The organism is Lysinibacillus sp. FSL M8-0355 (assembly GCF_038008985.1).
Classification (GTDB): domain Bacteria; phylum Bacillota; class Bacilli; order Bacillales_A; family Planococcaceae; genus Lysinibacillus; species Lysinibacillus fusiformis_D.
This window is the reverse complement of record NZ_JBBPAI010000001.1, coordinates 16,591-40,700: the sequence shown is the minus strand read 5'-3', so window position 1 is coordinate 40,700 and position 24,110 is coordinate 16,591. Positions and strand designations below refer to the sequence as shown.

The window sequence follows — 24,110 nt, the reverse complement described above, 5'->3', positions numbered from 1 at the left end:
ATTTTTTACTTAAAATATAATTATTTAACTTTTATATTACATAAAAAACATGGGAATGCTCACCCATGTTTTTTTAATAAACGTAAAACACCTTTCGATGTCGTTGCCACATGAAAGAGCGCCTTTTGTTCTGCACGTATAAAGTCTTCCTCTAACATTATTTTAAAATGCTTCAAAATTGCATTATAGAATCCATTTACATTATATAAAATGACAGGTTTTTCATGCAGTCCAATCTGAGCCCAAGTAAATACCTCAAAATATTCATCTAAAGTTCCTGCGCCACCAGGAAGAGCAATAAAGGCATCGGCTAACTCTGCCATTTTAGCCTTACGAATATGCATAGAGTCTACAAAATGAATCTCTGTTAATGAGGCATGTGCCAATTCTCTCTTCTGTAAATGAGTGGGCATCACACCAATTACTTCTCCACCCGCTGCTAAAACAGCATCGGCTACCTTCCCCATTAACCCTGTTTTAGAACCACCATAGACCACACCATGACCGCTGTTAGCTAGTGCTGTACCTAGCTCCGCCGCCTTCTCAGCATAAATAGGATTTTTACCTAAACCAGATCCGCAATACACTGCAATTCTTATAGTAATCCCTCCTATTCAAAAAACGTGCAACAATCAGCTATATATTGTCCCACGTTTTTTGGTCATTTACTTTTACTTTCGTAAATGGCTTGTTTGTTTTAGCATATGACTGATGCGGCTCACAATTGATTCAATGGCATCAGGATTTTTTAATAAATCATAATCGTTAATATCTAAACGAAGAACTGGACAGGAATTAAAGTTATTAATCCAGTTTTCGTAGCGTTCATGCATTTCTACCCAATAATCATTCGGTGTCTGTTGCTCCATGGCACGTCCACGCTCTTGAATACGACCAATAACTGCATCAATTGGTCCTTCAAGATAGACAAGCAAATCTGGATGCGGGAAATAGGGTGTCATCACCATCGCATCAAACAAATTTGTATATGTTTCATAATCTGTCGGACTCATTGTTCCTTTATCATAGTGCATCTTAGCAAAAATCCCAGTATCTTCGTAAATGGATCGATCTTGTACAAATCCTCCGCCATATTCAAAAATACGCTTCTGTTCTTTAAATCGCTCTGCTAAAAAGTAAACCTGTAAATGAAAGCTCCATTTTTCAAAGTCATCATAAAATTTATCAAGGTATGGATTCGTATCTACTTTCTCGAATGATGTACGAAAGTTTAGTGCCTCTGCCAATGCCTTTGTCATCGTTGATTTTCCTACACCAACAGTTCCTGCAATAGTGATGACTGTTTGTGGTGGAATATCATACTTCTCTCTTAAATTCATTATTGCAAACTCCTTTGTTGTAACGTATCTTTAATTATTTTTAAAACATGTTCTAAATCATTTGGATTTTTTACAAAATCAAGCTGATCTCCATTAAATCGAATAACTGGAATTTCAGGATGCATGTTCTCAAAATGCTGGATAAAGGAATGATAATCAGCCACAAGCTGCTCCATGTAATCTCGTGAAATCATCTTTTCAAATTCTCGACCACGCATGGCGATACGCTTCATTAATGTTTCAACGCTGGCATGTAAATAAACCACTACATTTGGAACAGGCATATCCTTCGTTAAAATTCTATAGATTTCCTCGTACTTGTCGTACTCAGTTGGCGCCAATGTACGTTTCGCAAATATTAAATTTTTAAAAATATGATAGTCTGCTACAACCGGTTTGGCATGCGCTAATCGAAATTTTTTAATATCCGTTAATTGCTTATAGCGATTACAAAGGAAGAACATTTCCGTTTGGAAACTCCACTCCTCAATGTTTTCATAAAACTTATTTAAAAAAGGGTTTTCGTCTACAATTTCTTTTAATAGATGGTAATTAAATGTCGCTGCTATCTCTTTTGATAAAGAGGTTTTACCAACACCAATCGGACCTTCTACCGTAACAAATGGAACCGTCACCAGAAGTTCCTCCTTTTTGTTCGATGGATTATCACGTTGTGCCCTACTTTGGCACCTCATTCATTAAATAAATCAGTACTTTTCATTCTATCATAGTAGGAAAATGAAAAACAGAATCAACCTATTGATTGTTCTAGTAAATTTCTCTGCGCGATTTTTCTCTAATTCATAGAAAAAAGACATCGAGAATATACTTCCCAATGCCCTTACAATTCTTATAATTTCACTCGCTGTAATCGTAGTGCATTCAATACTACCGATACCGAACTGAAAGCCATTGCCGCCCCTGCCACCCACGGAGCAAGTAGACCGATTGCAGCAATAGGAATACCTAATGTATTATAGGCAAATGCCCAAAATAGATTTTGTTTAATATTACGCATTGTTTTTCGACTCATTAGAATGGCATCTGCGATACTATTTAAGTCACCACGAATTAGCGTAATGTCTGCCGCTTCCATCGCAACGTCTGTTCCTGTACCGATTGCCATACCAATATTTGCGGTTGCCAGTGCAGGTGCATCATTAATACCGTCACCTACCATCGCTACTTTTTTCCCTTGAGCTTGAAGCTTTTTCACTTCATCTGCTTTGCCTTCAGGTAATACTTCAGCAATTACATGATTTACGCCTACCTCTGTTCCTATGGCTTGAGCAGTCCGTTCATTATCACCAGTCATCATAATGACCGTAATGCCCATATCCTGTAAACGATGAATAGCCTCTTTTGATGTATCTTTCACTGTATCAGCGACCGCTACTAAGCCTGCATATCGACCATTAATGGCAGCAAGCATCGCTGTTTTGCCGTTGCGTTCTAGTTGCTCCATGGTTGGTAATATATCATCAATATAAATTCCATATTGTTGCATTAATTTACGTGTACCAATGACAATACCTTGACCTGAGACAGTTGCCTGCACACCATAACCAGGTATTGCTTCGAAGAATTGAACTTCACCTAAAGCGATACCACGATCTTCTATACCGTGTACAATGGCTTCTGCTAGAGGGTGCTCTGATTGTTTCTCAGCTGCCCCAATTAAAGATAAAAAGCGTACTTCATCCTGCTCTGATGCTAATAAAACATCTGTAAGCTCAGGTTTACCATGTGTCACTGTACCAGTTTTATCTACAACTACTGTATCAATACTTTGTGTTTGTTCTAAATGTTCTCCACCTTTAAATAAAATACCAAATTCAGCTGCACGTCCTGAGCCTGCCATTATTGACGTTGGCGTTGCTAATCCAAGAGCACATGGACAAGCAATGACAAGTACTGCAATTAAAACCTCTAAAGCAGGTGTAAATTCACCAGGTCGAACCCATATAATCCAAATTAAAAATGTGACAATTGCAATGCCAACAACGATTGGTACAAAAATTCCTGAAATTCGATCTGCCAAACGTTGAATCGGTGCTTTTGATCCTTGAGCATCTTCTACCACTTTTATGATTTGCGCTAATGCTGTATCACGACCAACCTTTGTCGCTATCATTTTAATAAAACCATTTTTATTAATCGTAGAACCAAATAATGGATCGCCTTGTTTTTTATCAACTGGTAGACTTTCCCCTGTTAACATTGATTCGTCAACGGCTGTTATTCCCTCAATTACCTCGCCATCAACTGGTATCTTTTCCCCTGGTTTCACTAACATTACATCGCCAATGATCACTTCTTCTAAAGCAATCTCTTTTTCTACACCATCACGTACAACAATAGCAGTTTTGGCTTGAAGTCCCATTAGTTTTTTTATGGCTTCAGATGAGCGTCCTTTTGCTTTTGCTTCAAATAATTTACCTAATAAAATTAATGTAATTAAAACTGCACTCGTTTCAAAATAAAGATGTGGACCATGATGTGATCCTATCGTCACAATTGCTTGATAGACACTATAGAAATAAGCAGCTGATGTCCCCATGACCACAAGTACATCCATATTTGCACTGCCATTGCGTAATGCTTTATAGGCACCTACATAAAATTGCTTACCAATAATAAATTGCACAGGAGTAGCCAATAGCATTTGGACCCATGGATTCATAAGGAATTCTGGCATATATAAAAATGACGTAAAGGAAAAATGGCCGACCATCGTCCAAAGCAATGGTAAAGAAAGAATAGCCGAAAAAATAAATTTCCGTTGTTGCTGTTTAATGGCTTTTTCACGGTAATCCACTGTTTCCTGCTCATCTGCCTTTTGATGAGCACCATAGCCTAACTTCTCTACCTTTGCAATGATATCTGCCATGGACACTTCTGATGGATTAAACTCAATCACCGCTTTTTCCAGTGCTAGGTTAACATTGGCAGAAGAAATACCACTTAGCTTATTTAACCCTTTTTCAATGCGAGTCGCACAAGCTGCACATGTCATACCCGTAATATCAAGCTCAGTCTTTTGTTTAACAACACCATAACCTAGTGCTTCTATTTTCTTTTCAAAATCTTCTTCAGTTAGCTTTTTTGAGTCATACTTAATAGATGATTTTTCTAGCGCTAAATTAACCGTCGCTTGTTCTACCCCATCCATTTTATTTAAGCCTTTTTCTATACGAGTGGCACAGGCTGCACATGTCATGCCTGTAATTTGCAAATTCGCTTCTTTTATATCAGAACTCATTTACCTTTCACCTCTCCTTATACCAACAGGGGGTATATATTTTTGAAAATAAGAGAGTGCTACAGGAGCACTCTGCAACTACTATTTTACATCATAGCCTTGATCATCAATTGTCTCTTTAATTTGATCAATGGATACCTGTGCATCATCAAATGCAACATCAACTAAACCATCTGCTAAATTAACTTTTACTTGTTCAACACCAGCTAAAGCACCAACATTTTTTTCAACTGCACTTACACAATGACCACATGACATTCCTTGTACATTTAACGTTACGTTTTGCATAATAAAATCTCTCCTTTTAATATGGTTTATATTTATTTTTTCATTAACTTTTGAATCGTTACTACTAACTCATCTAAAACCGCTTCATCGCCCTCTGATAAACGATCTACAACACAACCCTTTAAGTGACCTTCTAATAATATTTTTGCCACACTATTTAATGCGGACTGTGTAGCAGATAGTTGCGTAATAATATCATCACAGTAAACGTCTTTATCAATCATTCCTTTAATGCCGCGAATCTGGCCTTCAATACGATTTAAGCGCGTTGTTAAATCCTTTTTCACACGCTCAGGGTGATGACTTTTTCGACAAGACGTAGCTCCCTCTGTATGACAAACATCATCTTTTACTGTGTCTTCCATTCTACCCCTCCTATCTCAACCTCATAATACTATACCCAAGAAGGGTATGCAAGCCATAAAAATTTTTTTATTCATGATGATGCTCATGATCATTTTTTAATTGGCATAAAATTGTATTTTCATGTTGATGTGATGCCGTTTCTAATTGAATGGTTACATGCTTAATACCCTTATGCTCAAGATTATGTTCAATTTTTCGTAGAATATGCTCACCATCAGCTATTTTTAACTGTTCATTGACAACCGCATGACAGGACAATACATTCGTTCCACTAGTAATTGTCCAGATGTGTAGATCATGGATACTTTTTATTCCATCCGTCTGTTCTATTAGTTGAATAATTTCCTGAACATCTACATTTGAAGGTGTTCCTTCCATTAAGACATGGATTGAAGCCTTTGTAACATAGTAGCCACTTCTTACTACTAATAAAGCAACAATTACGCTCGCAAGTGGATCTGCCCAGCCCCAGCCAAAAAACATAATTAATAAAGCCGCAACAATTGCCCCTACAGACCCTAGCATATCGCTAAGTACATGTAAAAAAGCGCCACGCATATTTAAATTATCTTTTGTGTCACTGCCACGCATCATAATCCATGCCACTAAAATATTAATGAACAAACCAATCGTACTAATAATAAGCATTCCTGAAGTAGCTACTTCAGGCGGATTGGCAAAGCGTTTAAACGCTTCATAGAAAATAAATAATGCTATCCCTATTAATGTAATACCATTTAATACAGCAGCTAAAATTTCAAATCGTTTATAACCATACGTTTTACTATAGCTAGCCGCCTTTTCTCCAAACATAAAGGCTAACATCGCAATACCTAAAGAGATAGAGTCACTTAACATATGACCTGCGTCTGATAAAAGAGCTAAGCTATTCGTTAAAAAACCACCAATTGCCTCTACTATCATATAGCCTGTAATAATAATAAACGACAGTAATAACACCTTTTTATTTGCACCATGTGTATGATCATGACCGTGATCGTGTTGATGTCCCATTTGTATTCCTCCATTTCATTTAATTATGTGTCGCATGCTCAATAGCTTGCTTCAATAAATTCATAATGTGATCGTCATCCTTAGAATAATACAAGGTTGTTCCCTCTCTTCGAAATTTCACTAAGCGTAAATTTTTTAAAAAACGTAATTGATGAGAAACAGTCGATTGGCCTAAATCTAAAATTTCAGCAATGTCGTTGACTGAATGTTCATCTGTACATAGTAAGTTTAAAATGCGAATTCGAGTCGGATCACTCAATGCCTTAAAGGTTTGAGATACTACAAATAATGTCTCTTCATCTAAATGCTGAATTGCAATTTTTTGTGTTTCTGAACTTTTTATTGTTTCATCCATAAAAGTTTACCCCATTCTTAAATATTTATATATGAGCATGTGTTCATGTATAAATATATAGGGTTATTTTAGGAATGTCAATAATCAACTATACCGAAGCCTAGTTGCATTCAGATTTAGCTTTGTGCTTACACAAAGCGTTCCTTTCTGATTCCTTGACACCCGCTGAAAGAAAGTTAAAAGTAGCAATTACCAATTAAGCAGGATAAACTACTTTATAAGGAGAGATTTTTAGTGGATATTTTTGAAACAGATCGTCTATTTATGAAACAAGCATTAAAGGAAGCCAAAAAAGCAGCTATACTTGGGGAAGTGCCTATAGGTGCTGTACTTGTTTACAATGGGGAAATTATTGCAAAAGCTCATAATTTACGAGAAACAACACAAAATGCAACAACACATGCTGAGCTAATGGTTATTCAAGAGGCTTGTAAAAAAATCGGCAGCTGGCGTCTCGAAAAAACAACACTCTATGTTACGCTTGAACCTTGCCCAATGTGCGCAGGTGCAATTTTGCAATCTCGTGTACCACGTGTTGTCTATGGTGCAAGAGATATCAAAGCAGGCTGTGTAGATTCACTCTATCGTTTATTAAACGATGCACGCTTTAACCATGAATGTGAAGTATCTGAAGGAATCTTAGCAGATGAATGTGGACAAATCTTAACCGATTTTTTTAAAGCTTTACGAGAGCGTAAAAAAGCTGAGAAAAAAGCACGTATAGCTTCGAAAAATGAGACTATCAATTAAAGAAGGTGCCTCCTAATGAGACACCTTCTTTTTCATCCTCAAAGTAATAGCAATATATATGAACTGTGTCGTAGCAGCAACAGCATCTTCATAGGTAATGAATATTAAGGTTAAATAGTTAATCGTCTGAAAACACATTCACTTCGATATAACTTTGCTTGTAAAGATACATCTGGTGGTCAATGAGTAACGTTCCACCATTAGCTTCCTGTAACTGGCCTTTTCTTTCTTCATTAGTATAGCGGCAACTTTCATTATGAAGAACTTGTGCTATAAAATCTTTCTCTGTTCTAGTTTCCCCTGTTAATAAAATCGAAGCATTTTTCTTGGCGCTAAGACTGGCCTTTTCAAGTTGAGACTTCATTTCAGTGTTAGTCGTAATGGAACTTTCTAGACGATAAGCCGTATGATTATCTCAAGATAGTTTATGTCCCAGGAAATTATCTAAGTATTTTAATTGCTTACTTTCATAAAAATGCTTTGAGAATTCAATTGCCTCCATAGCTTTCCATTGCTCCATAATGGGATAAGTTTAGCGATAAATAACTAAAACCATCTAATGTTGTAAGCTGTTGCCCATAGGTTAAAACGGATTTCCCTGATTGCATGACTTCAAAAACGGTACTTGTTTCAGGTGTTAAGCGAATTTCTAATTAATATATTTAAATTTGCTAGATTATAAAAAATTACAAAACCTTTCATGGGAGATTTCAATTTTGGAAAATTAAAAAAGCTATTTTAGATGCTCCCTTAAAGGATGGTCTAAAATAGCTTTCATTTGTTGTTTATTTTGGTGCGATTACGTCTTTACCGCCCATATAAGGTCTTAAAACTTCAGGAATCACTACGCTTCCATCAGCTTGTTGATAGTTTTCCAGGATAGCGGCAACTGTACGACCAATGGCAAGACCTGAACCATTTAATGTGTGAACATACTCTGGTTTTGCATTTGATTCACGACGGAAGCGGATATTTGCACGTCGTGCTTGGAAATCCTCAAAGTTAGAACAAGAAGAAATTTCACGGTACATGTTTTGTGCTGGAATCCACACTTCTAAATCATATTTCTTCGCTGCAGTAAAGCCTAAATCGGCTGTACACATTTTTAGTTTACGATATGGTAATCCTAATAATTGCAGTACTCTTTCAGCATGACCTGTTAATAGCTCTAACTGTTCGTATGATTCCTCTGGTTTTACAAAACGAACTAGTTCTACTTTATTGAATTGGTGTTGACGGATTAAACCACGTGTATCACGTCCTGCAGAACCTGCCTCTGAGCGGAAGCATGCACTGTACGCAGCAAAACCTTGTGGTAAAGCCTCAGCTGGTAATATTTCATCACGATAGAAGTTCGTTACTGGAACCTCTGCTGTTGGAATCATGAAATAATCCGTTTCTTCTAATTTGAATACATCTTCCTCGAATTTTGGAAGCTGTCCAGTACCTGTTAAGCTATCACGATTTACAATGACAGGTGGTAGCATTTCCTCATAGCCATGCTCTTCTGCATGTAAATCCATCATGAACGTCATTAATGCACGTTCTAAACGAGCTCCAAGACCACGGTAGAATAAGAAACGGCTACCTGTTACTTTTGCGCCACGTTCAAAATCCACAATTTTCAAATCTGTCGCTAGATCCCAGTGTGCTTTAATATCAAAATCAAATGCTGGAATTTCACCCCAAGTATATTCCTCAACATTGTCGTCCTCTGTTGTGCCTACTGGGACAGATTCATGAGGAATGTTTGGTAAACGCATCATCATATCTTTAAAGCGCTCTTCTACATCATTTAATTGATTGTCTAATTCTTTAATTTCATCGCCTACCTGACGCATACGAGCAATGACTTCATCTGCGTTTTCCTTATTGCGCTTCATAAGTGAAATTTGTTCAGATACTTTATTACGTTCTGCTTTTAATTCTTCCGTTTTAGCAATTAATTCACGACGCTTTGCATCTAAGCCTTCAAAGTCATCTAAGTTACCTAAATCTTCATTACGTGTTAATAGCATTTCTTTAATTTCCGCGAAATTATCGCGTACACGTTTAATATCTAACATATTCATACCTCCAATAGTTTCTTTAATGATGGGAAATTGTTGCATCAAAATAAACACAAAAAAGCCCTCATCCCTGGAAAGGGACGAGAGCTACCCGCGTTGCCACCCTAATTGACTAGGCGTATGCCTAATCCACTTATTTTATAACGACATTTCAGCCGGCTACAGCCTACTTCACTCACTTCGACTGTGCAACTCCAGGACGGATTCACAAGTGCTTTTATCAGCTTCCACCAACCGCTGACTCTCTAAAAAAAACGTGCTTGCTACTACTTCCCATCATCGTGTTCAATTATTTAAATTTTAACCATACTGTACTATATGAAAACAAATTTTGCAAGTCATACCATGGAGGAGACAAAATATTCAAGAATTCGCTTATCTGCTGTTAATTCAGGATGAAACGAACAACCTAATAAATGACCATCTTGCGCCAAAATTATTTTTCCGTCATGCTGAGCGAGAACATCAACATCTTTACCTACCGCTTCAATATGAGGTGCACGAATAAAAACTGCTGGAATACGTGCACCTATTTTAGGAATATCCAGTTGAACTTCGAAGCTATCTATCTGACGTCCAAATGAATTTCTTGCTACCGTCACATCCATAACTGCTAAATGCGGTTCGTCATCCACTAATTGATTGGCTAATAAAATTAATCCTGCACATGTGCCAAATACCGGTAAACCTTGCTGTGCAAGTTCACGGATTGGCTCTAGTAGGTCAAAACGATCCAGCAATTTTCGCATTGTCGTACTTTCTCCACCAGGTAGTACAAGTCCATCGAGATTCACTAAATCCTTCTTCTGTTTTACTAAAATCGCTTCACAATCAAGCCCTTCTAACATTTGGACATGCTCACGGACTGCTCCTTGTAATGCTAAAACACCAATTCGTTTCATTTTACCAGCCTCGCTCTTGCATACGCTCGTTTTGCCCAAGCTGTGCAATATCAATACCCTTCATTGGTACACCGAGCTCTTTAGATATTTCAGCAATTAGCTTATAGTCTTTATAGTGGGTAGTCGCCTCCACAATAGCACGTGCAAATTTTTCTGGATTTTCGGATTTGAAAATACCAGAGCCCACGAAAACGCCATCAGCTCCAAGCTCCATCATTAATGCAGCATCGGCTGGCGTAGCAACACCACCTGCCGCAAAATTTACTACTGGTAAACGACCAAGACGTTTAATTTCTCTTAATAATTCGAAAGGAGCCCCCAGTAATTTTGCCTCCGTCATTAATTCATCTTCTGTCATACCCACTACTTTACGTACCTGAGCATTTACTTTGCGAATATGTCGAACTGCCTCCACTATATTCCCTGTTCCTGGTTCACCTTTTGTTCGTAGCATTGACGCGCCTTCTCCGATACGACGGGCTGATTCACCTAAATCACGACAGCCGCACACAAACGGTACTGTGTAATCACTTTTTAATAAATGGTATTCTTCATCTGCTGGTGTTAAAACTTCACTTTCATCAATATAATCAACCCCCATTGCCTCTAAAACGCGTGCTTCAACGATATGCCCTATACGTGCCTTTGCCATAACAGGAATGGTTACAGCCGCCATTACTTCCTCCACAATACGAGGATCAGCCATACGTGCAACGCCACCTGCCTTACGAATATCTGAAGGTACCCTTTCTAATGCCATAACGGCTACAGCGCCTGCTGCTTCTGCTATTTTTGCTTGCTCTGCATTAATGACGTCCATAATAACGCCACCCTTTTGCATTTCTGCCATTCCACGTTTTACTAACTCTGTACCTGTTTGTTTCATTTTCTAACCTCCACCTTTATGATGAAGTTTAGTATAATAGAAATTGACCATATAAAAATATCCAGTTTTTAAAATAATCATAAGGTCAGGAGGTTATACAACATGGATATGCTTTTATTTCAGCTTGAAAGAGATAGTGATAAACCGCTTTATGATCAGCTTTATAACGGTATTAAGGATGCTATTATTTCCAAGAAAATAATGGTAGGAGAAAAATTACCGTCAAAAAGAAAATTATCCGATTTTTTAAATATTTCTCAAACAACAATTGAAATTGCTTATGCACAGCTATTAGCTGAAGGTTATATTATGTCTAAATCACGGGTTGGCTACTTTGTTGAAGAAATAGATGAACTACCCTACATTCAGCAAGACAATGTAACCTCCGTCAATGAGCATCCTAAGAAAAAAACATACAAAATTGATTTTAATCCTGGTTCTATTGATATCGATGCCTTTCCGTTTCAAACATGGAGAAAGTATGCGAAAGAGCTTTTTGACGATACCTCAAAAGAATTATTATTAACAGGTGAACCTCAAGGTGAACTTTCTTTACGTACAGAGATTGCAAATTATCTATATCAATCACGCGGTGTTGTCTGTCATCCAAAGCAAATCGTAATTGGCTCTGGTACTGAACAGCTTCTGCCTATGATCCTACGTCTTTTTAACGACGATACCTGCTTTGCCCTAGAAAACCCAGGGTACCCAGCCGTGCATCGTATGTTTTCGCAGCATAAGCGAAAAGTCTATCCGATTGCAGTGGATGAAGAGGGAATTATTATTCATGAGCTTGAAAAAACGAGCGCTAATGTCGTTTATATTACACCCTCACACCAATTTCCTACCGGTGCGGTATTATCTGCCACTAGACGGGCACAAGCTTTAAACTGGGCTGCTCAGAGCTCCTCACGTTATATTATTGAAGATGATTATGATTCGGAATTTCGTTATGCTGGAAAACCAATTCCTGCACTACATGCCTTAGATCGAAATGATACAGTGATTTACATGAGTACTTTTACAAAGTCATTAATGCCATCCTTGCGAGTAGCTTATTTTGTACTTCCACCTAAACTACTTGCCACATATAACGATGTCTTTAATTATTATTCATCTACTGTACCTCGCTTCGATCAGCATATCGTGGCAAATTTTATGCGAGACGGGCATTTTGCAAAGCACCTCAATCGAATGCGTAAAGTTTATCGAAAAAAACATGATAAGCTAACCTCCTTTTTAGAAAAATATTCTTCAGCGATTAAAATAACTGGTGAACAAGCTGGAATGCATATTTTATTAGAAGTACAGCACATTTTATCAGAAAAACAATTACAGCAACTTGCTTCTCAAGCGGAGATTGGTATTTATCCGTTATCTGCTTATAGACTAGACCATTATGAATCTTCACATGCTCAATTTTTACTTGGCTTTGGTGGAATACCTGTTCAAACAATTGAACAATCCATTGAACAGCTGATGGATTGTTGGGAAATAGAAAAAAATGACCCGTCTACTAGTTAGTAGATAGGTCATTTTCTTTTACGTTTCAATCAATTGAATCTGATAGTGTTCAAACCATGTATGAATTTGCCCTAAATATGCTAAAAGCTGAGGCCCTGCCATTAATTGCCCATACCATGGAATTTTAAAAGAGCTACCTCCCGATTCAATTAACTCTGCAAGCTTTTGTCGTTCAAATAGTTCATGTAAAATTGAATTTTTATCGTGAAGGATTTCTCTCAACCATTTTTGAACACCTGCTGTATAAACAGGGTGGTACGTTTTAGGATAAGGATTCTTTTTACGATACAACACTTCATCAGGTAATAAGTGTGCCATCGATTTTCGAAGTAATCCTTTTTCTATTCCATCCAAATTCTTCATTTCCCACGGAATATTCCAAGCATATTCCACAAGCCTATGATCTGCAAAAGGAACACGCACCTCTAAACTTGCCCCCATGCTCATACGATCTTTTCTTTCTAACAATGTTTGCATGAACCAGAGCATATTTAAATAAAACATTTCTCGATGTCTTGCTTCTGCAGGACTTTCTCCATCTAACAACGGTACTTCAGCCATTGTTTGTGTGTAGAGTTGATGTGCATAGGACTCAATTTTTAATTTTTTATCCCACTTCTCTTGAAGTAATCCACCTCTTTCAGACAATGAACGAATCCAAGGAAAACCTGAAGTTTTTTCTTGAAACCATGGGTATCCACCAAAAATTTCATCTGCACACTCTCCTGATAATGCTACAGTAAAATCTTTTTTTATTTCTCGACAAAACCATAATAACGATGAGTCGACATCTGCCATTCCAGGAGAATCCCGGACGATCACTGATTCTACTAATAAATCAATTAATTGTTGTTGCGTGATTTCCTCTGCATGATGTGTTGTCTGGAAAGTATCCGTCATTTTTTGAATCCAATACGTATCCGTTGATGTTTGGAAAGCATGTGGATTAAAGAAACGTTCATTATCTTCGTAATCGATAGAAAATGTATGCAATTTATGATTTTGTTGTTGAAATCTATTTGCTGCAATGCCGGTAATGATACTTGAATCAAGTCCACCTGAAAGAAATGTACAAATAGGTACATCTGAAATAAGCTGACGTTCAATCGCATCCGTCAATAAAAAACGAACATGCTCAGTAGTTTCCTCTAATGTTTCTTCATGCCTTTGGCTTTGTAGCTGCCAATATGGCCACTTTTTCAAGCCTTCTCTGGAAAACCGCATAGCATATCCCGGTCTTAATTCCTCGATATTTTGAAAAAGTGTCTTGCCTGGTGCTCTAGAGGGCCCTACAGCCATCATACTTGCCAATCCTTCCACATTTACACTTGCTTGAACCGTCGGATGTACCAACAAGGCCTTCACTTCAGATGCAAAAAGCACACCGCCTTGTTGCTCTGTATAATACAAAGGTTTCACACCTAATCGATCTCGGCATAAAAATAGTGATTGTGTTTGCTCATCCCAAACACCGAAGGCAAAAATGCCATTTAAAAAATCTACACATTTTTCTTTCCATTCAATATAGGCAGTTAATAACACTTCCGTATCTGAATGTGTTGTAAAGCTGTGTCCTCTTTTTAAAAGTTCTTTACGTAACTCTTCCGTATTATAAAGTTCGCCATTGTATGTAATGACATAGTTTACGCCATCATGTATTTTTTTCATTGGCTGTTTGCCGCCAATTAGATCGATAACTGCCAATCGTCGATGGCCAAATGCAATATGCTCACTACACCAAATATTTTCATCATCCGGCCCTCTTTTATTTAATGTTTGTGTCATCGATTTTAAAATTGTGTCACTTGTTCTTAAATCCCTTTGAAAACTAGCCCATCCTGTAATTCCACACATTTAGCCACATCCTTTCGCCTATTAGCTTATGCAGGACTATGCTAAAATGTGAAAAAGCACATGAATGCTTTATAACATTCATGTGCTTATTAACTATAGATTAAAATAGTCCCCCAACAAAGTCTGTAATGCCTCCCCATAAATTGCCGAAGAAGTTACCTATACCTTGGAAGAACAATGAAATACCGCTAGCACGCTCTACAGCCTCTGTTGTGACAACATCGGATGAAATATCCTTGCCATCGATAAAGCCGTAATCAGTGCCTTCTGTGCGCTCAATAACGACCTTTCCTACAACAGTGTCTTTCTTAACATCTGCCTCTAAACTCTTTTTATCTAAAACCAATGTAGGTTTATATAAATCTTTATCAGAAGACTTAATCATAAATGAAATTGGTTCTTTTACTGCAATCGCTACTTTGTCTTCTTTACCTTTTGTCACTTTTACCGTTTTTTGATCTTTGAATGTATAGTTCGCTGGTAAAATTTCTTGTTTAGAGAATTGTGAAAAACCATAATTAAATAATTTTGCTGTGGCATCAAAGCGAGCTGCATATGATCCTTGTCCATTTGCATCAACAGCTTTCATAACCACCGCAATCAAACGAGTACCATTGCGCTCTGCAGTACCTGTGAAGCAGTGACCTGCAAAGTTTGTTGTACCTGTTTTTAATCCATCTACCCCTTGATATTCATACACTAATCCAGGTAACATAAAGTTCCAGTTAGACATTTCAATGGCATCATCTGTGCCTTCACGGAACGTTTTCTTTGTAATTTGAGATGTTTCTAAAACCTTCGGGTGGTCTTTTAATAGATGATACGCCAATTTAGCTACAGATTTAGCAGGCATTACATTTTCGTCTTCTGGACCTGTACCTGATGGATGCATACCAAATAAATCAGCGTTATTAAGACCCGTAGAATTGACAAATTTATAGCCCTCTAAGCCAAGTTCCTCTGCTTTTTTATTCATTAACTTTAAAAATTCAGTCTCAGAACCCGCAATCGTTTCGGCAATAGCTACGGTTGCCGCATTTGCCGAATAAATGGCCATGGCTTCGTATAACTCACGGATCGTGTAAGAGCCATCTCTACGTAAAGGTACATTACTTAATGCACGATTTTGAGACATACGATACGTATAATCTGTTACTTGATATTCCTGTTCCCACTTAACTGTCCCTGCATCAATCGCGTCCAGTAACAGGTATTCAGTCATCATTTTCGTCATACTTGCAATACCTAGTGAAGTATCTGCGTTTTGTTCATATAAAATTTTCCCTGAATCTGCGTCAATTAAAATCGCAGCATCCACTGTTAATCCCAAATCTGTTTCCGCATTTGCCTTTGCAGGAATACCCGCAAAAATACTAAATAATAAAACAGGGATTAGGAGTAAACGTAATACGGTGTTCATTTTCTTTTTCACCTTTAAAGCCCTCCAAAAAAATAATCTTGTCCTCGACATTTTATCATAGATAACAACAACCGTGTTGACTCTCTACCATAAAAAAATGCTCTCGCGCCATCTTTGTAGACGATGCGAAAGCATAAAAGTTGCAAGTAATTTATTACATGGAATAGTTTGGTGATTCTTTTGTAATCTGTACATCATGTGGATGTGATTCACGTAGACCAGCACCTGTCATTCTAACAAATTGTGCATTATCTCGTAGGTGCTCAAGATGTGGTGCTCCACAATAACCCATACCAGCGCGAATACCACCAATCAGTTGGTAAATTGTATCAGCTAATGGTCCCTTATATGGAAGGCGACCCTCAATACCCTCAGGTACTAATTTTTTCGCATCCTCTTGGAAGTAACGATCTTTAGAACCTTTTTCCATTGCTCCGATAGAACCCATACCACGGTAAACTTTGAAACGACGTCCTTGGAAGATTTCTGTTTCTCCAGGAGATTCAGATGTACCTGCAAGAAGTGAACCAAGCATTACAACATTACCTCCAGCTGCTAGAGCTTTTACGATATCACCAGAGTATTTAATACCACCATCAGCAATAATTGTTTTACCAAGCTCACGGGCTACTGTAGCACAATCATATACTGCTGTAATTTGTGGTACACCCACACCAGCTACAACACGTGTAGTACAAATAGAACCTGGACCAATACCTACTTTAACAACATCTGCACCAGCTTCAAATAATGCACGTGCACCTTCTCCTGTTGCTACGTTACCAGCAATGATCTCTAACTCTGGGTAGGTTTCTCGGATTGAACGGATTGTTTGTAAAACGCCTTCTGAATGCCCATGGGCTGTATCGATTACTACAATGTCAACTTGTGCTTCTACAAGTTTCTCAATACGCACCATTGTATCTTTTGATACACCGACTGCTGCTCCTACTAGTAAACGACCATGTGTATCTTTAGCAGCATTCGGGAACTCAATTACTTTCTCGATATCTTTAATTGTAATAAGACCAGTTAATCTACCTTCTTCATCTACAATTGGAAGTTTTTCGATTTTATATTGTTGAAGAATTTTTTCAGCATCCTCTAAAGTCGTTCCTACAGGTGCTGTAATCAAATCTTCTTTTGTCATTACATCTTCAATTTTTAAAGAGTAATCAGAGATAAAACGTAAGTCACGGTTTGTAATAATCCCTACTAGCTTTTGATTTTCCATACTATCAACAATAGGTACACCAGAGATTCGGTATTTACCCATTAGATGCTCAGCATCGAAAACTTGATGTGTCGGAGTTAAGAAGAATGGGTTTGTAATAACACCATTTTCAGAACGTTTTACTTTTTCTACTTGTTCAGCTTGCTCATCGATCCCCATGTTTTTATGAATAATACCGATACCGCCTTGACGTGCCATAGCAATCGCCATTTTAGACTCTGTAACTGTATCCATACCTGCACTGACCATTGGAATGTTTAATTTAATCTTTGGTGTTAATTGAACAGATAGATCAACATCTTTCGGTAATACTTCGGAATGAGCTGGTACTAATAATACATCATCAAAAGTTAAACCTTCTTTGGCAAATTTAGTCTCCCACATTTTCGTAACTTCCTCCTATAGTTAAAAGAATATTAATTGTAAGATTAACAACGTGGACTGCTACTGTCAAGAAACTTATAAAAGAAAGACAATTCAGATTTTTAATGATAGCAAATTTTAATTAAAAATCCAAATAAATAGCTACAGTAAAAATATAGAATGAGTTAGATATATTTAATTTTTTCATAATATTTCTTAGAAAGTAATTGTTTTTTGTAGAAAATCCTTTAAATTATTAAAGAATTTCATTAGGAAATAAAAAAACAGCCAGCACACAGCTGACTGTTTTTTTTGCCTAGCGATGTCCTACTCTCACAGGGGGAAGCCCCCAACTACCATCGGCGCTAAAGAGCTTAACTTCCGTGTTCGGTATGGGAACGGGTGTGACCTCTTTGCCATCATCACTAGACTATGGTCGGCTTTCAATATACATCGCATTTCTTCGTCAGCTTCTGTCGTTCAGTCAGTCACGTACTTGAGTACGCTCCTTCCCTCTCTCCATTGCTTCCTCGAACTACTCGTATTTTGAAACCCTTCATAAAAGAAATTATTCTTTCAAAACTGGATAAACGGTTCATTGAATGGTTCAAACGTTTTTGGTTAAGTCCTCGATCGATTAGTATTCGTCAGCTCCATGTGTCACCACACTTCCACCTCGAACCTATCTACCTCATCGTCTTTGAGGGATCTTACTTACTTGCGTAATGGGAAATCTCATCTTGAGGGGGGCTTCATGCTTAGATGCTTTCAGCACTTATCCCGTCCACACATAGCTACCCAGCGATGCCTTTGGCAAGACAACTGGTACACCAGCGGTGTGTCCATCCCGGTCCTCTCGTACTAAGGACAGCTCCTCTCAAATTTCCTACGCCCACGACGGATAGGGACCGAACTGTCTCACGACGTTCTGAACCCAGCTCGCGTACCGCTTTAATGGGCGAACAGCCCAACCCTTGGGACCGACTACAGCCCCAGGATGCGATGAGCCGACATCGAGGTGCCAAACCTCCCCGTCGATGTGGACTCTTGGGGGAGATAAGCCTGTTATCCCCGGGGTAGCTTTTATCCGTTGAGCGATGGCCCTTCCATGCGGAACCACCGGATCACTAAGCCCGTCTTTCGACCCTGCTCGACTTGTAGGTCTCGCAGTCAAGCTCCCTTGTGCCTTTACACTCTACGAATGATTTCCAACCATTCTGAGGGAACCTTTGGGCGCCTCCGTTACCTTTTAGGAGGCGACCGCCCCAGTCAAACTGTCCGCCTGACACTGTCTCCTGCCCCGCTAAGGGGCATGGGTTAGAATTTCAATACAACCAGGGTAGTATCCCACCGACGCCTCCTTCGAAGCTGGCGCTCCGAGATCTCTGGCTCCTACCTATCCTGTACAAGTTGTACCAAAATTCAATATCAGGCTACAGTAAAGCTCCACGGGGTCTTTCCGTCCTGTCGCGGGTAACCTGCATCTTCACAGGTACTATAATTTCACCGAGTCTCTCGTTGAGACAGTGCCCAGATCGTTACGCCTTTCGTGCGGGTCGGAACTTACCCGACAAGGAATTTCGCTACCTTAGGACCGTTATAGTTACGGCCGCCGTTTACTGGGGCTTCAATTCGCAGCTTCGCTTGCGCTAACCACTCCTCTTAACCTTCCAGCACCGGGCAGGCGTCAGCCCCTATACGTCACCTTACGGTTTTGCAGAGACCTGTGTTTTTGCTAAACAGTCGCCTGGGCCTATTCACTGCGGCTCTCATGCGCTTGCACGCTCAAGAGCACCCCTTCTCCCGAAGTTACGGGGTCATTTTGCCGAGTTCCTTAACGAGAGTTCTCTCGCACACCTTAGGATTCTCTCCTCGACTACCTGTGTCGGTTTGCGGTACGGGCACCTCTCACCTCGATAGAGGCTTTTCTTGGCAGTGTGAAATCAGGAACTTCGTCCATACGGACTCGCCATCACAGCTCAACGTTACAGTGTGCGGATTTGCCTACACACACGCCTTACTGCTTGGACGCGCATAACCAACAGCGCGCTTACCCTATCCTACTGCGTCCCCCCATTTCTCAAACGGTGAGGAGGTGGTACAGGAATATCAACCTGTTGTCCATCGCCTACGCCTATCGGCCTCGGCTTAGGTCCCGACTAACCCTGAGCGGACGAGCCTTCCTCAGGAAACCTTAGTCATACGGTGGACGGGATTCTCACCCGTCTTTCGCTACTCATACCGGCATTCTCACTTCTAAGCGCTCCACCAGTCCTTCCGGTCTGACTTCAACGCACTTAGAACGCTCTCCTACCACTGACATCGTAGATGTCAATCCACAGCTTCGGTGAATCGTTTAGCCCCGATACATTTTCGGCGCAGCGTCACTCGACCAGTGAGCTATTACGCACTCTTTAAATGATGGCTGCTTCTAAGCCAACATCCTGGTTGTCTGTGCAACGCCACATCCTTTTCCACTTAACGATTACTTTGGGACCTTAGCTGGTGGTCTGGGCTGTTTCCCTTTTGACTACGGATCTTATCACTCGCAGTCTGACTCCCGTGTATAAATATCTGGCATTCGGAGTTTGTCTGAATTCGGTAAACCGGGATGGCCCCCTAGTCCAAACAGTGCTCTACCTCCAGTATTCTCATCACGAGGCTAGCCCTAAAGCTATTTCGGAGAGAACCAGCTATCTCCAAGTTCGATTGGAATTTCTCCGCTACCCACACCTCATCCCCGCACTTTTCAACGTGCGTGGGTTCGGGCCTCCAGTAAGTGTTACCTTACCTTCACCCTGGACATGGGTAGATCACCTGGTTTCGGGTCTACGACCACGTACTATTTCGCCCTATTCAGACTCGCTTTCGCTGCGGCTCCGCCTTCTAAAGCTTAACCTCGCACGTAATCGTAACTCGCCGGTTCATTCTACAAAAGGCACGCTATCACCCATTAACGGGCTCTAACTACTTGTAGGCACACGGTTTCAGGATCTCTTTCACTCCCCTTCCGGGGTGCTTTTCACCTTTCCCTCACGGTACTGGTTCACTATCGGTCACTAGGTAGTATTTAGCCTTGGGAGATGGTCCTCCCGGATTCCGACGGAATTTCACGTGTTCCGCCGTACTCAGGATCCACTCAGGAGAGAACGAACTTTCGACTACAGGGCTTTTACCTGCTCTGGCGGACCTTTCCAAGTCGCTTCATCTAACTCGCTCTTTTGTAACTCCGTATTGAGTGTCCTACAACCCCAAGAGGCAAGCCTCTTGGTTTGGGCTCTTCCCGTTTCGCTCGCCGCTACTCAGGGAATCGATTTTTCTTTCTCTTCCTCCAGGTACTTAGATGTTTCAGTTCCCTGGGTCTGCCTTCAAGACGCTATGTATTCACGTCAAGATACTACGCGATTAAACGTAGTGGGTTCCCCCATTCGGAAATCTCCGGATCAAAGCTCACTTACAGCTCCCCGAAGCATATCGGTGTTAGTGCCGTCCTTCTTCGGCTCCTAGTGCCAAGGCATTCGCCGTGCGCCCTTAATAACTTAACCAAGTTATTAAGCCTATAAAAAAACTTAAAAAATAAATGTGTTTGTTACAATTTCAATGTCGTTTTATCCAGTTTTCAAAGAACAAGTTTTGAAGCTTTTCATTCAAGAAGAATGAACCTTCAAAACTGAACGCAAAACGTAATCTTACAAACCCTAGGTTTGTATTCCGAAATAATCCTTAGAAAGGAGGTGATCCAGCCGCACCTTCCGATACGGCTACCTTGTTACGACTTCACCCCAATCATCTATCCCACCTTCGGCGGCTGGCTCCAAAAGGTTACCTCACCGACTTCGGGTGTTACAAACTCTCGTGGTGTGACGGGCGGTGTGTACAAGGCCCGGGAACGTATTCACCGCGGCATGCTGATCCGCGATTACTAGCGATTCCGGCTTCATGTAGGCGAGTTGCAGCCTACAATCCGAACTGAGAACGACTTTATCGGATTAGCTCCCTCTCGCGAGTTGGCAACCGTTTGTATCGTCCATTGTAGCACGTGTGTAGCCCAGGTCATAAGGGGCATGATGATTTGACGTCATCCCCACCTTCCTCCGGTTTGTCACCGGCAGTCACCTTAGAGTGCCCAACTAAATGATGGCAACTAAGATCAAGGGTTGCGCTCGTTGCGGGACTTAACCCAACATCTCACGACACGAGCTGACGACAACCATGCACCACCTGTCACCGTTGCCCCCGAAGGGGAAACTATATCTCTACAGTGGTCAACGGGATGTCAAGACCTGGTAAGGTTCTTCGCGTTGCTTCGAATTAAACCACATGCTCCACCGCTTGTGCGGGCCCCCGTCAATTCCTTTGAGTTTCAGTCTTGCGACCGTACTCCCCAGGCGGAGTGCTTAATGCGTTAGCTGCAGCACTAAGGGGCGGAAACCCCCTAACACTTAGCACTCATCGTTTACGGCGTGGACTACCAGGGTATCTAATCCTGTTTGCTCCCCACGCTTTCGCGCCTCAGTGTCAGTTACAGACCAGATAGTCGCCTTCGCCACTGGTGTTCCTCCAAATCTCTACGCATTTCACCGCTACACTTGGAATTCCACTATCCTCTTCTGCACTCAAGTCTCCCAGTTTCCAATGACCCTCCACGGTTGAGCCGTGGGCTTTCACATCAGACTTAAGAAACCACCTGCGCGCGCTTTACGCCCAATAATTCCGGACAACGCTTGCCACCTACGTATTACCGCGGCTGCTGGCACGTAGTTAGCCGTGGCTTTCTAATAAGGTACCGTCAAGGTACAGCCAGTTACTACTGTACTTGTTCTTCCCTTACAACAGAGTTTTACGAACCGAAATCCTTCTTCACTCACGCGGCGTTGCTCCATCAGGCTTTCGCCCATTGTGGAAGATTCCCTACTGCTGCCTCCCGTAGGAGTCTGGGCCGTGTCTCAGTCCCAGTGTGGCCGATCACCCTCTCAGGTCGGCTACGCATCGTCGCCTTGGTGAGCCGTTACCTCACCAACTAGCTAATGCGCCGCGGGCCCATCCTATAGCGACAGCCGAAACCGTCTTTTAGTGTTTCACCATGAGGTGAAACAGATTATTCGGTATTAGCCCCGGTTTCCCGGAGTTATCCCAAACTATAAGGTAGGTTGCCCACGTGTTACTCACCCGTCCGCCGCTAACGTCGAAGGAGCAAGCTCCTTCTCTGTTCGCTCGACTTGCATGTATTAGGCACGCCGCCAGCGTTCGTCCTGAGCCAGGATCAAACTCTCCATAAAAGAAATTTGAATAGCTCAAATTGTTTTGCTGGCATCATTTTGATGTCCAAAATTTTGTTTTGTTCACTAACCAAGGTTAGTTACTAAAAACTTTATTGATTACGTTTTGCTTGTTCAGTTTTCAAGGTTCATTTTATGTTTTCTCTTTGTTAAGAGCTAACTTTTATATAATAACATGTTTAATATTTAATGTCAACAGTTATTTTATTTTTATATTTTAGTAGTTGCTTATCTCAACAGCAACTTTTATATAATAACACCTCATTTATTATTGGTCAATAGTTTTATATAAATAATTTTAAACGAACTAAAATTTCAACCTTGGCCAATTCCGTAAAAATTGAATTGTACGATTTCTTCCTATTTCTAAAAGAGTTTCTTTTGTCTCCTCATTTAAATCAAATTGAGTTGCACTATAATCTTCTACAGGAATAAAGATAATATCTCTTTCATGTCGCCTTGATATATACCTCTCATCATGTGCGTCTTTCATAGTTGAAAATAATGCTTCAAATAAGTTTAGGCCATTTTTAATTTCTTGCGGACATTGTTCTTCTCTCCTTCTGCTTAGCTTCAAACCCAAAATTGGTCGTACTTTTCGACCTTCTTTATCATCAAATATCCATAATGGGAAATTACTTAAAACCCCACCATCCACGATTACTGATTCTCCTTTGCCAGTTTTTAAGGTAACTGGTTCAAAGAAAAATGGTATACCACAACTCATACGTAGTGCACAAGCAACTGAAAAGTTCTTCGCATCAATCTGATATTTGTGTAGATCATCTGGTAAAACAATCATTCTACCATTGGTCAAATCTGAAGCTACTAATTTTAGTGAATCTTTAGGCAAATCTCCAAAAGTATATACACCTTTTGCAGCTAATTTTTGAAAAAACCATTTTTCTAATGCCTTTCCTTTATAAAGACCTAAATGATTATAAACATTTATCCATTTCATAAAAGGGAAAGGTAATATTGTTCTTCTAGGATCCAGTAATGAAGGTACATCCAATTCTTCTAGCATAGCTTCGATCTCTTTACCGCTATATCCCGCAGCAATAAACGCAGCTAAAATTGCACCTGCACTTGTACCAGCTACACGTTTAAAACGAAAATGTTCAGCTTCTAGTACTTGATATGCCCCAACCAGGGCAAATCCCTTCAAACCACCACCAGAAAAAACGCCATCAATCCACAAAAT

At 40.0% G+C, this 24,110-nt stretch carries 18 protein-coding genes, 3 rRNA genes and 1 other annotated feature; of the genes, 2 read left to right on the top strand and 19 right to left on the bottom strand.

Going from position 1 to position 24,110, the window contains the following annotated elements:
* Positions 1-59 precede the first annotated feature (59 nt).
* The 8 genes from MKY46_RS00170 to MKY46_RS00135 all read right to left on the bottom strand — a co-directional run bounded on the left by MKY46_RS00170 (position 60) and on the right by MKY46_RS00135 (position 6,625).
* Positions 60-587, bottom strand: coding sequence for an LOG family protein (locus MKY46_RS00170; protein WP_058843213.1), 528 nt, complete (start codon positions 585-587; stop codon positions 60-62).
* An 84-nt stretch (positions 588-671) separates the two neighbouring features.
* A complete protein-coding gene (locus tag MKY46_RS00165) occupies positions 672-1,340 on the bottom strand; it encodes a deoxynucleoside kinase (RefSeq protein WP_036122086.1) in 669 nt (222 codons plus the stop codon).
* Entirely contained in the window at positions 1,340-1,975 is a 636-nt protein-coding gene (locus MKY46_RS00160) for a deoxynucleoside kinase (RefSeq protein WP_036122083.1), read from the bottom strand. The genes MKY46_RS00165 and MKY46_RS00160 overlap by 1 nt, the downstream gene beginning before the upstream one ends.
* Before the next feature lie 215 nt (positions 1,976-2,190).
* Positions 2,191-4,602, bottom strand: coding sequence for a heavy metal translocating P-type ATPase (locus MKY46_RS00155; protein WP_340833598.1), 2,412 nt, complete (start codon positions 4,600-4,602; stop codon positions 2,191-2,193).
* Positions 4,603-4,683: 81 nt separating this feature from the next.
* Positions 4,684-4,890 (bottom strand): copper chaperone CopZ, encoded by a 207-nt coding sequence (copZ, locus tag MKY46_RS00150; RefSeq protein WP_058843215.1) that lies wholly within the window; start codon positions 4,888-4,890, stop codon positions 4,684-4,686.
* A 32-nt stretch (positions 4,891-4,922) separates the two neighbouring features.
* Positions 4,923-5,255, bottom strand: a complete 333-nt coding sequence (locus MKY46_RS00145; protein ID WP_036122075.1) for a metal-sensitive transcriptional regulator — start codon at positions 5,253-5,255, stop codon at positions 4,923-4,925.
* Between the two features lie 67 nt (positions 5,256-5,322).
* Positions 5,323-6,270, bottom strand: coding sequence for a cation diffusion facilitator family transporter (locus MKY46_RS00140; RefSeq protein ID WP_036122073.1), 948 nt, complete (start codon positions 6,268-6,270; stop codon positions 5,323-5,325).
* Between the two features lie 19 nt (positions 6,271-6,289).
* The gene (locus tag MKY46_RS00135) at positions 6,290-6,625 is read right to left on the bottom strand and encodes an ArsR/SmtB family transcription factor (RefSeq protein WP_036122070.1); all 336 of its coding nucleotides are present in this window, start codon (positions 6,623-6,625) and stop codon (positions 6,290-6,292) included.
* 234 nt (positions 6,626-6,859) lie between these two features.
* On the opposite strand from MKY46_RS00135, the gene tadA reads away from it, so the two are divergent.
* Complete coding sequence (gene tadA / locus MKY46_RS00130) at positions 6,860-7,375, top strand: tRNA adenosine(34) deaminase TadA (RefSeq protein ID WP_196243739.1); 516 nt, start codon at positions 6,860-6,862, stop codon at positions 7,373-7,375.
* A gap of 118 nt (positions 7,376-7,493) precedes the next feature.
* Here tadA and MKY46_RS00125 read toward each other — a convergent pair whose 3' ends face one another.
* From MKY46_RS00125 to pdxS, 4 genes are all read right to left on the bottom strand, one after another.
* A complete protein-coding gene (locus tag MKY46_RS00125) occupies positions 7,494-7,739 on the bottom strand; it encodes a sigma 54-interacting transcriptional regulator (RefSeq protein WP_051891647.1) in 246 nt (81 codons plus the stop codon).
* Between the two features lie 421 nt (positions 7,740-8,160).
* Entirely contained in the window at positions 8,161-9,441 is a 1,281-nt protein-coding gene (gene serS / locus MKY46_RS00120; protein ID WP_036122092.1) for a serine--tRNA ligase, read from the bottom strand.
* Between the two features lie 76 nt (positions 9,442-9,517).
* Positions 9,518-9,733: a binding site (T-box leader), on the bottom strand.
* 49 nt (positions 9,734-9,782) lie between these two features.
* The gene (pdxT, locus tag MKY46_RS00115; RefSeq protein WP_036122068.1) at positions 9,783-10,346 is read right to left on the bottom strand and encodes a pyridoxal 5'-phosphate synthase glutaminase subunit PdxT; all 564 of its coding nucleotides are present in this window, start codon (positions 10,344-10,346) and stop codon (positions 9,783-9,785) included.
* 1 nt (position 10,347) lies between these two features.
* Positions 10,348-11,232 (bottom strand): pyridoxal 5'-phosphate synthase lyase subunit PdxS, encoded by an 885-nt coding sequence (gene pdxS / locus MKY46_RS00110; RefSeq protein ID WP_340833596.1) that lies wholly within the window; start codon positions 11,230-11,232, stop codon positions 10,348-10,350.
* Positions 11,233-11,334: 102 nt separating this feature from the next.
* Here pdxS and pdxR point away from each other — a divergent pair, with 102 nt between their 5' ends.
* Positions 11,335-12,756, top strand: a complete 1,422-nt coding sequence (gene pdxR, locus MKY46_RS00105; protein WP_080717063.1) for a MocR-like pyridoxine biosynthesis transcription factor PdxR — start codon at positions 11,335-11,337, stop codon at positions 12,754-12,756.
* An 18-nt stretch (positions 12,757-12,774) separates the two neighbouring features.
* On the opposite strand, the gene asnB is transcribed toward pdxR, so the two are convergent.
* The 7 genes from asnB to MKY46_RS00070 all read right to left on the bottom strand — a co-directional run bounded on the left by asnB (position 12,775) and on the right by MKY46_RS00070 (position 24,107).
* Positions 12,775-14,610 (bottom strand): asparagine synthase (glutamine-hydrolyzing), encoded by a 1,836-nt coding sequence (gene asnB, locus MKY46_RS00100; protein WP_340833593.1) that lies wholly within the window; start codon positions 14,608-14,610, stop codon positions 12,775-12,777.
* A gap of 100 nt (positions 14,611-14,710) precedes the next feature.
* On the bottom strand, positions 14,711-16,042 hold the full coding sequence (locus tag MKY46_RS00095; protein ID WP_080717062.1) for a D-alanyl-D-alanine carboxypeptidase family protein: 1,332 nt from the start codon (positions 16,040-16,042) through the stop codon (positions 14,711-14,713).
* 142 nt (positions 16,043-16,184) lie between these two features.
* Positions 16,185-17,648 (bottom strand): IMP dehydrogenase, encoded by a 1,464-nt coding sequence (guaB, locus tag MKY46_RS00090; RefSeq protein ID WP_036122042.1) that lies wholly within the window; start codon positions 17,646-17,648, stop codon positions 16,185-16,187.
* Positions 17,649-17,941: 293 nt separating this feature from the next.
* A 5S ribosomal RNA gene (gene rrf, locus MKY46_RS00085) occupies positions 17,942-18,057 on the bottom strand.
* Between the two features lie 187 nt (positions 18,058-18,244).
* Positions 18,245-21,172 (bottom strand): 23S ribosomal RNA (locus tag MKY46_RS00080).
* Between the two features lie 182 nt (positions 21,173-21,354).
* A 16S ribosomal RNA gene (locus MKY46_RS00075) occupies positions 21,355-22,906 on the bottom strand.
* Together the 16S, 23S and 5S rRNA genes form the textbook arrangement of a ribosomal RNA operon.
* A 307-nt stretch (positions 22,907-23,213) precedes the next feature.
* Complete coding sequence (locus MKY46_RS00070) at positions 23,214-24,107, bottom strand: patatin-like phospholipase family protein (protein WP_036124545.1); 894 nt, start codon at positions 24,105-24,107, stop codon at positions 23,214-23,216.
* Between the last annotated feature and the right edge of the window lie 3 nt (positions 24,108-24,110).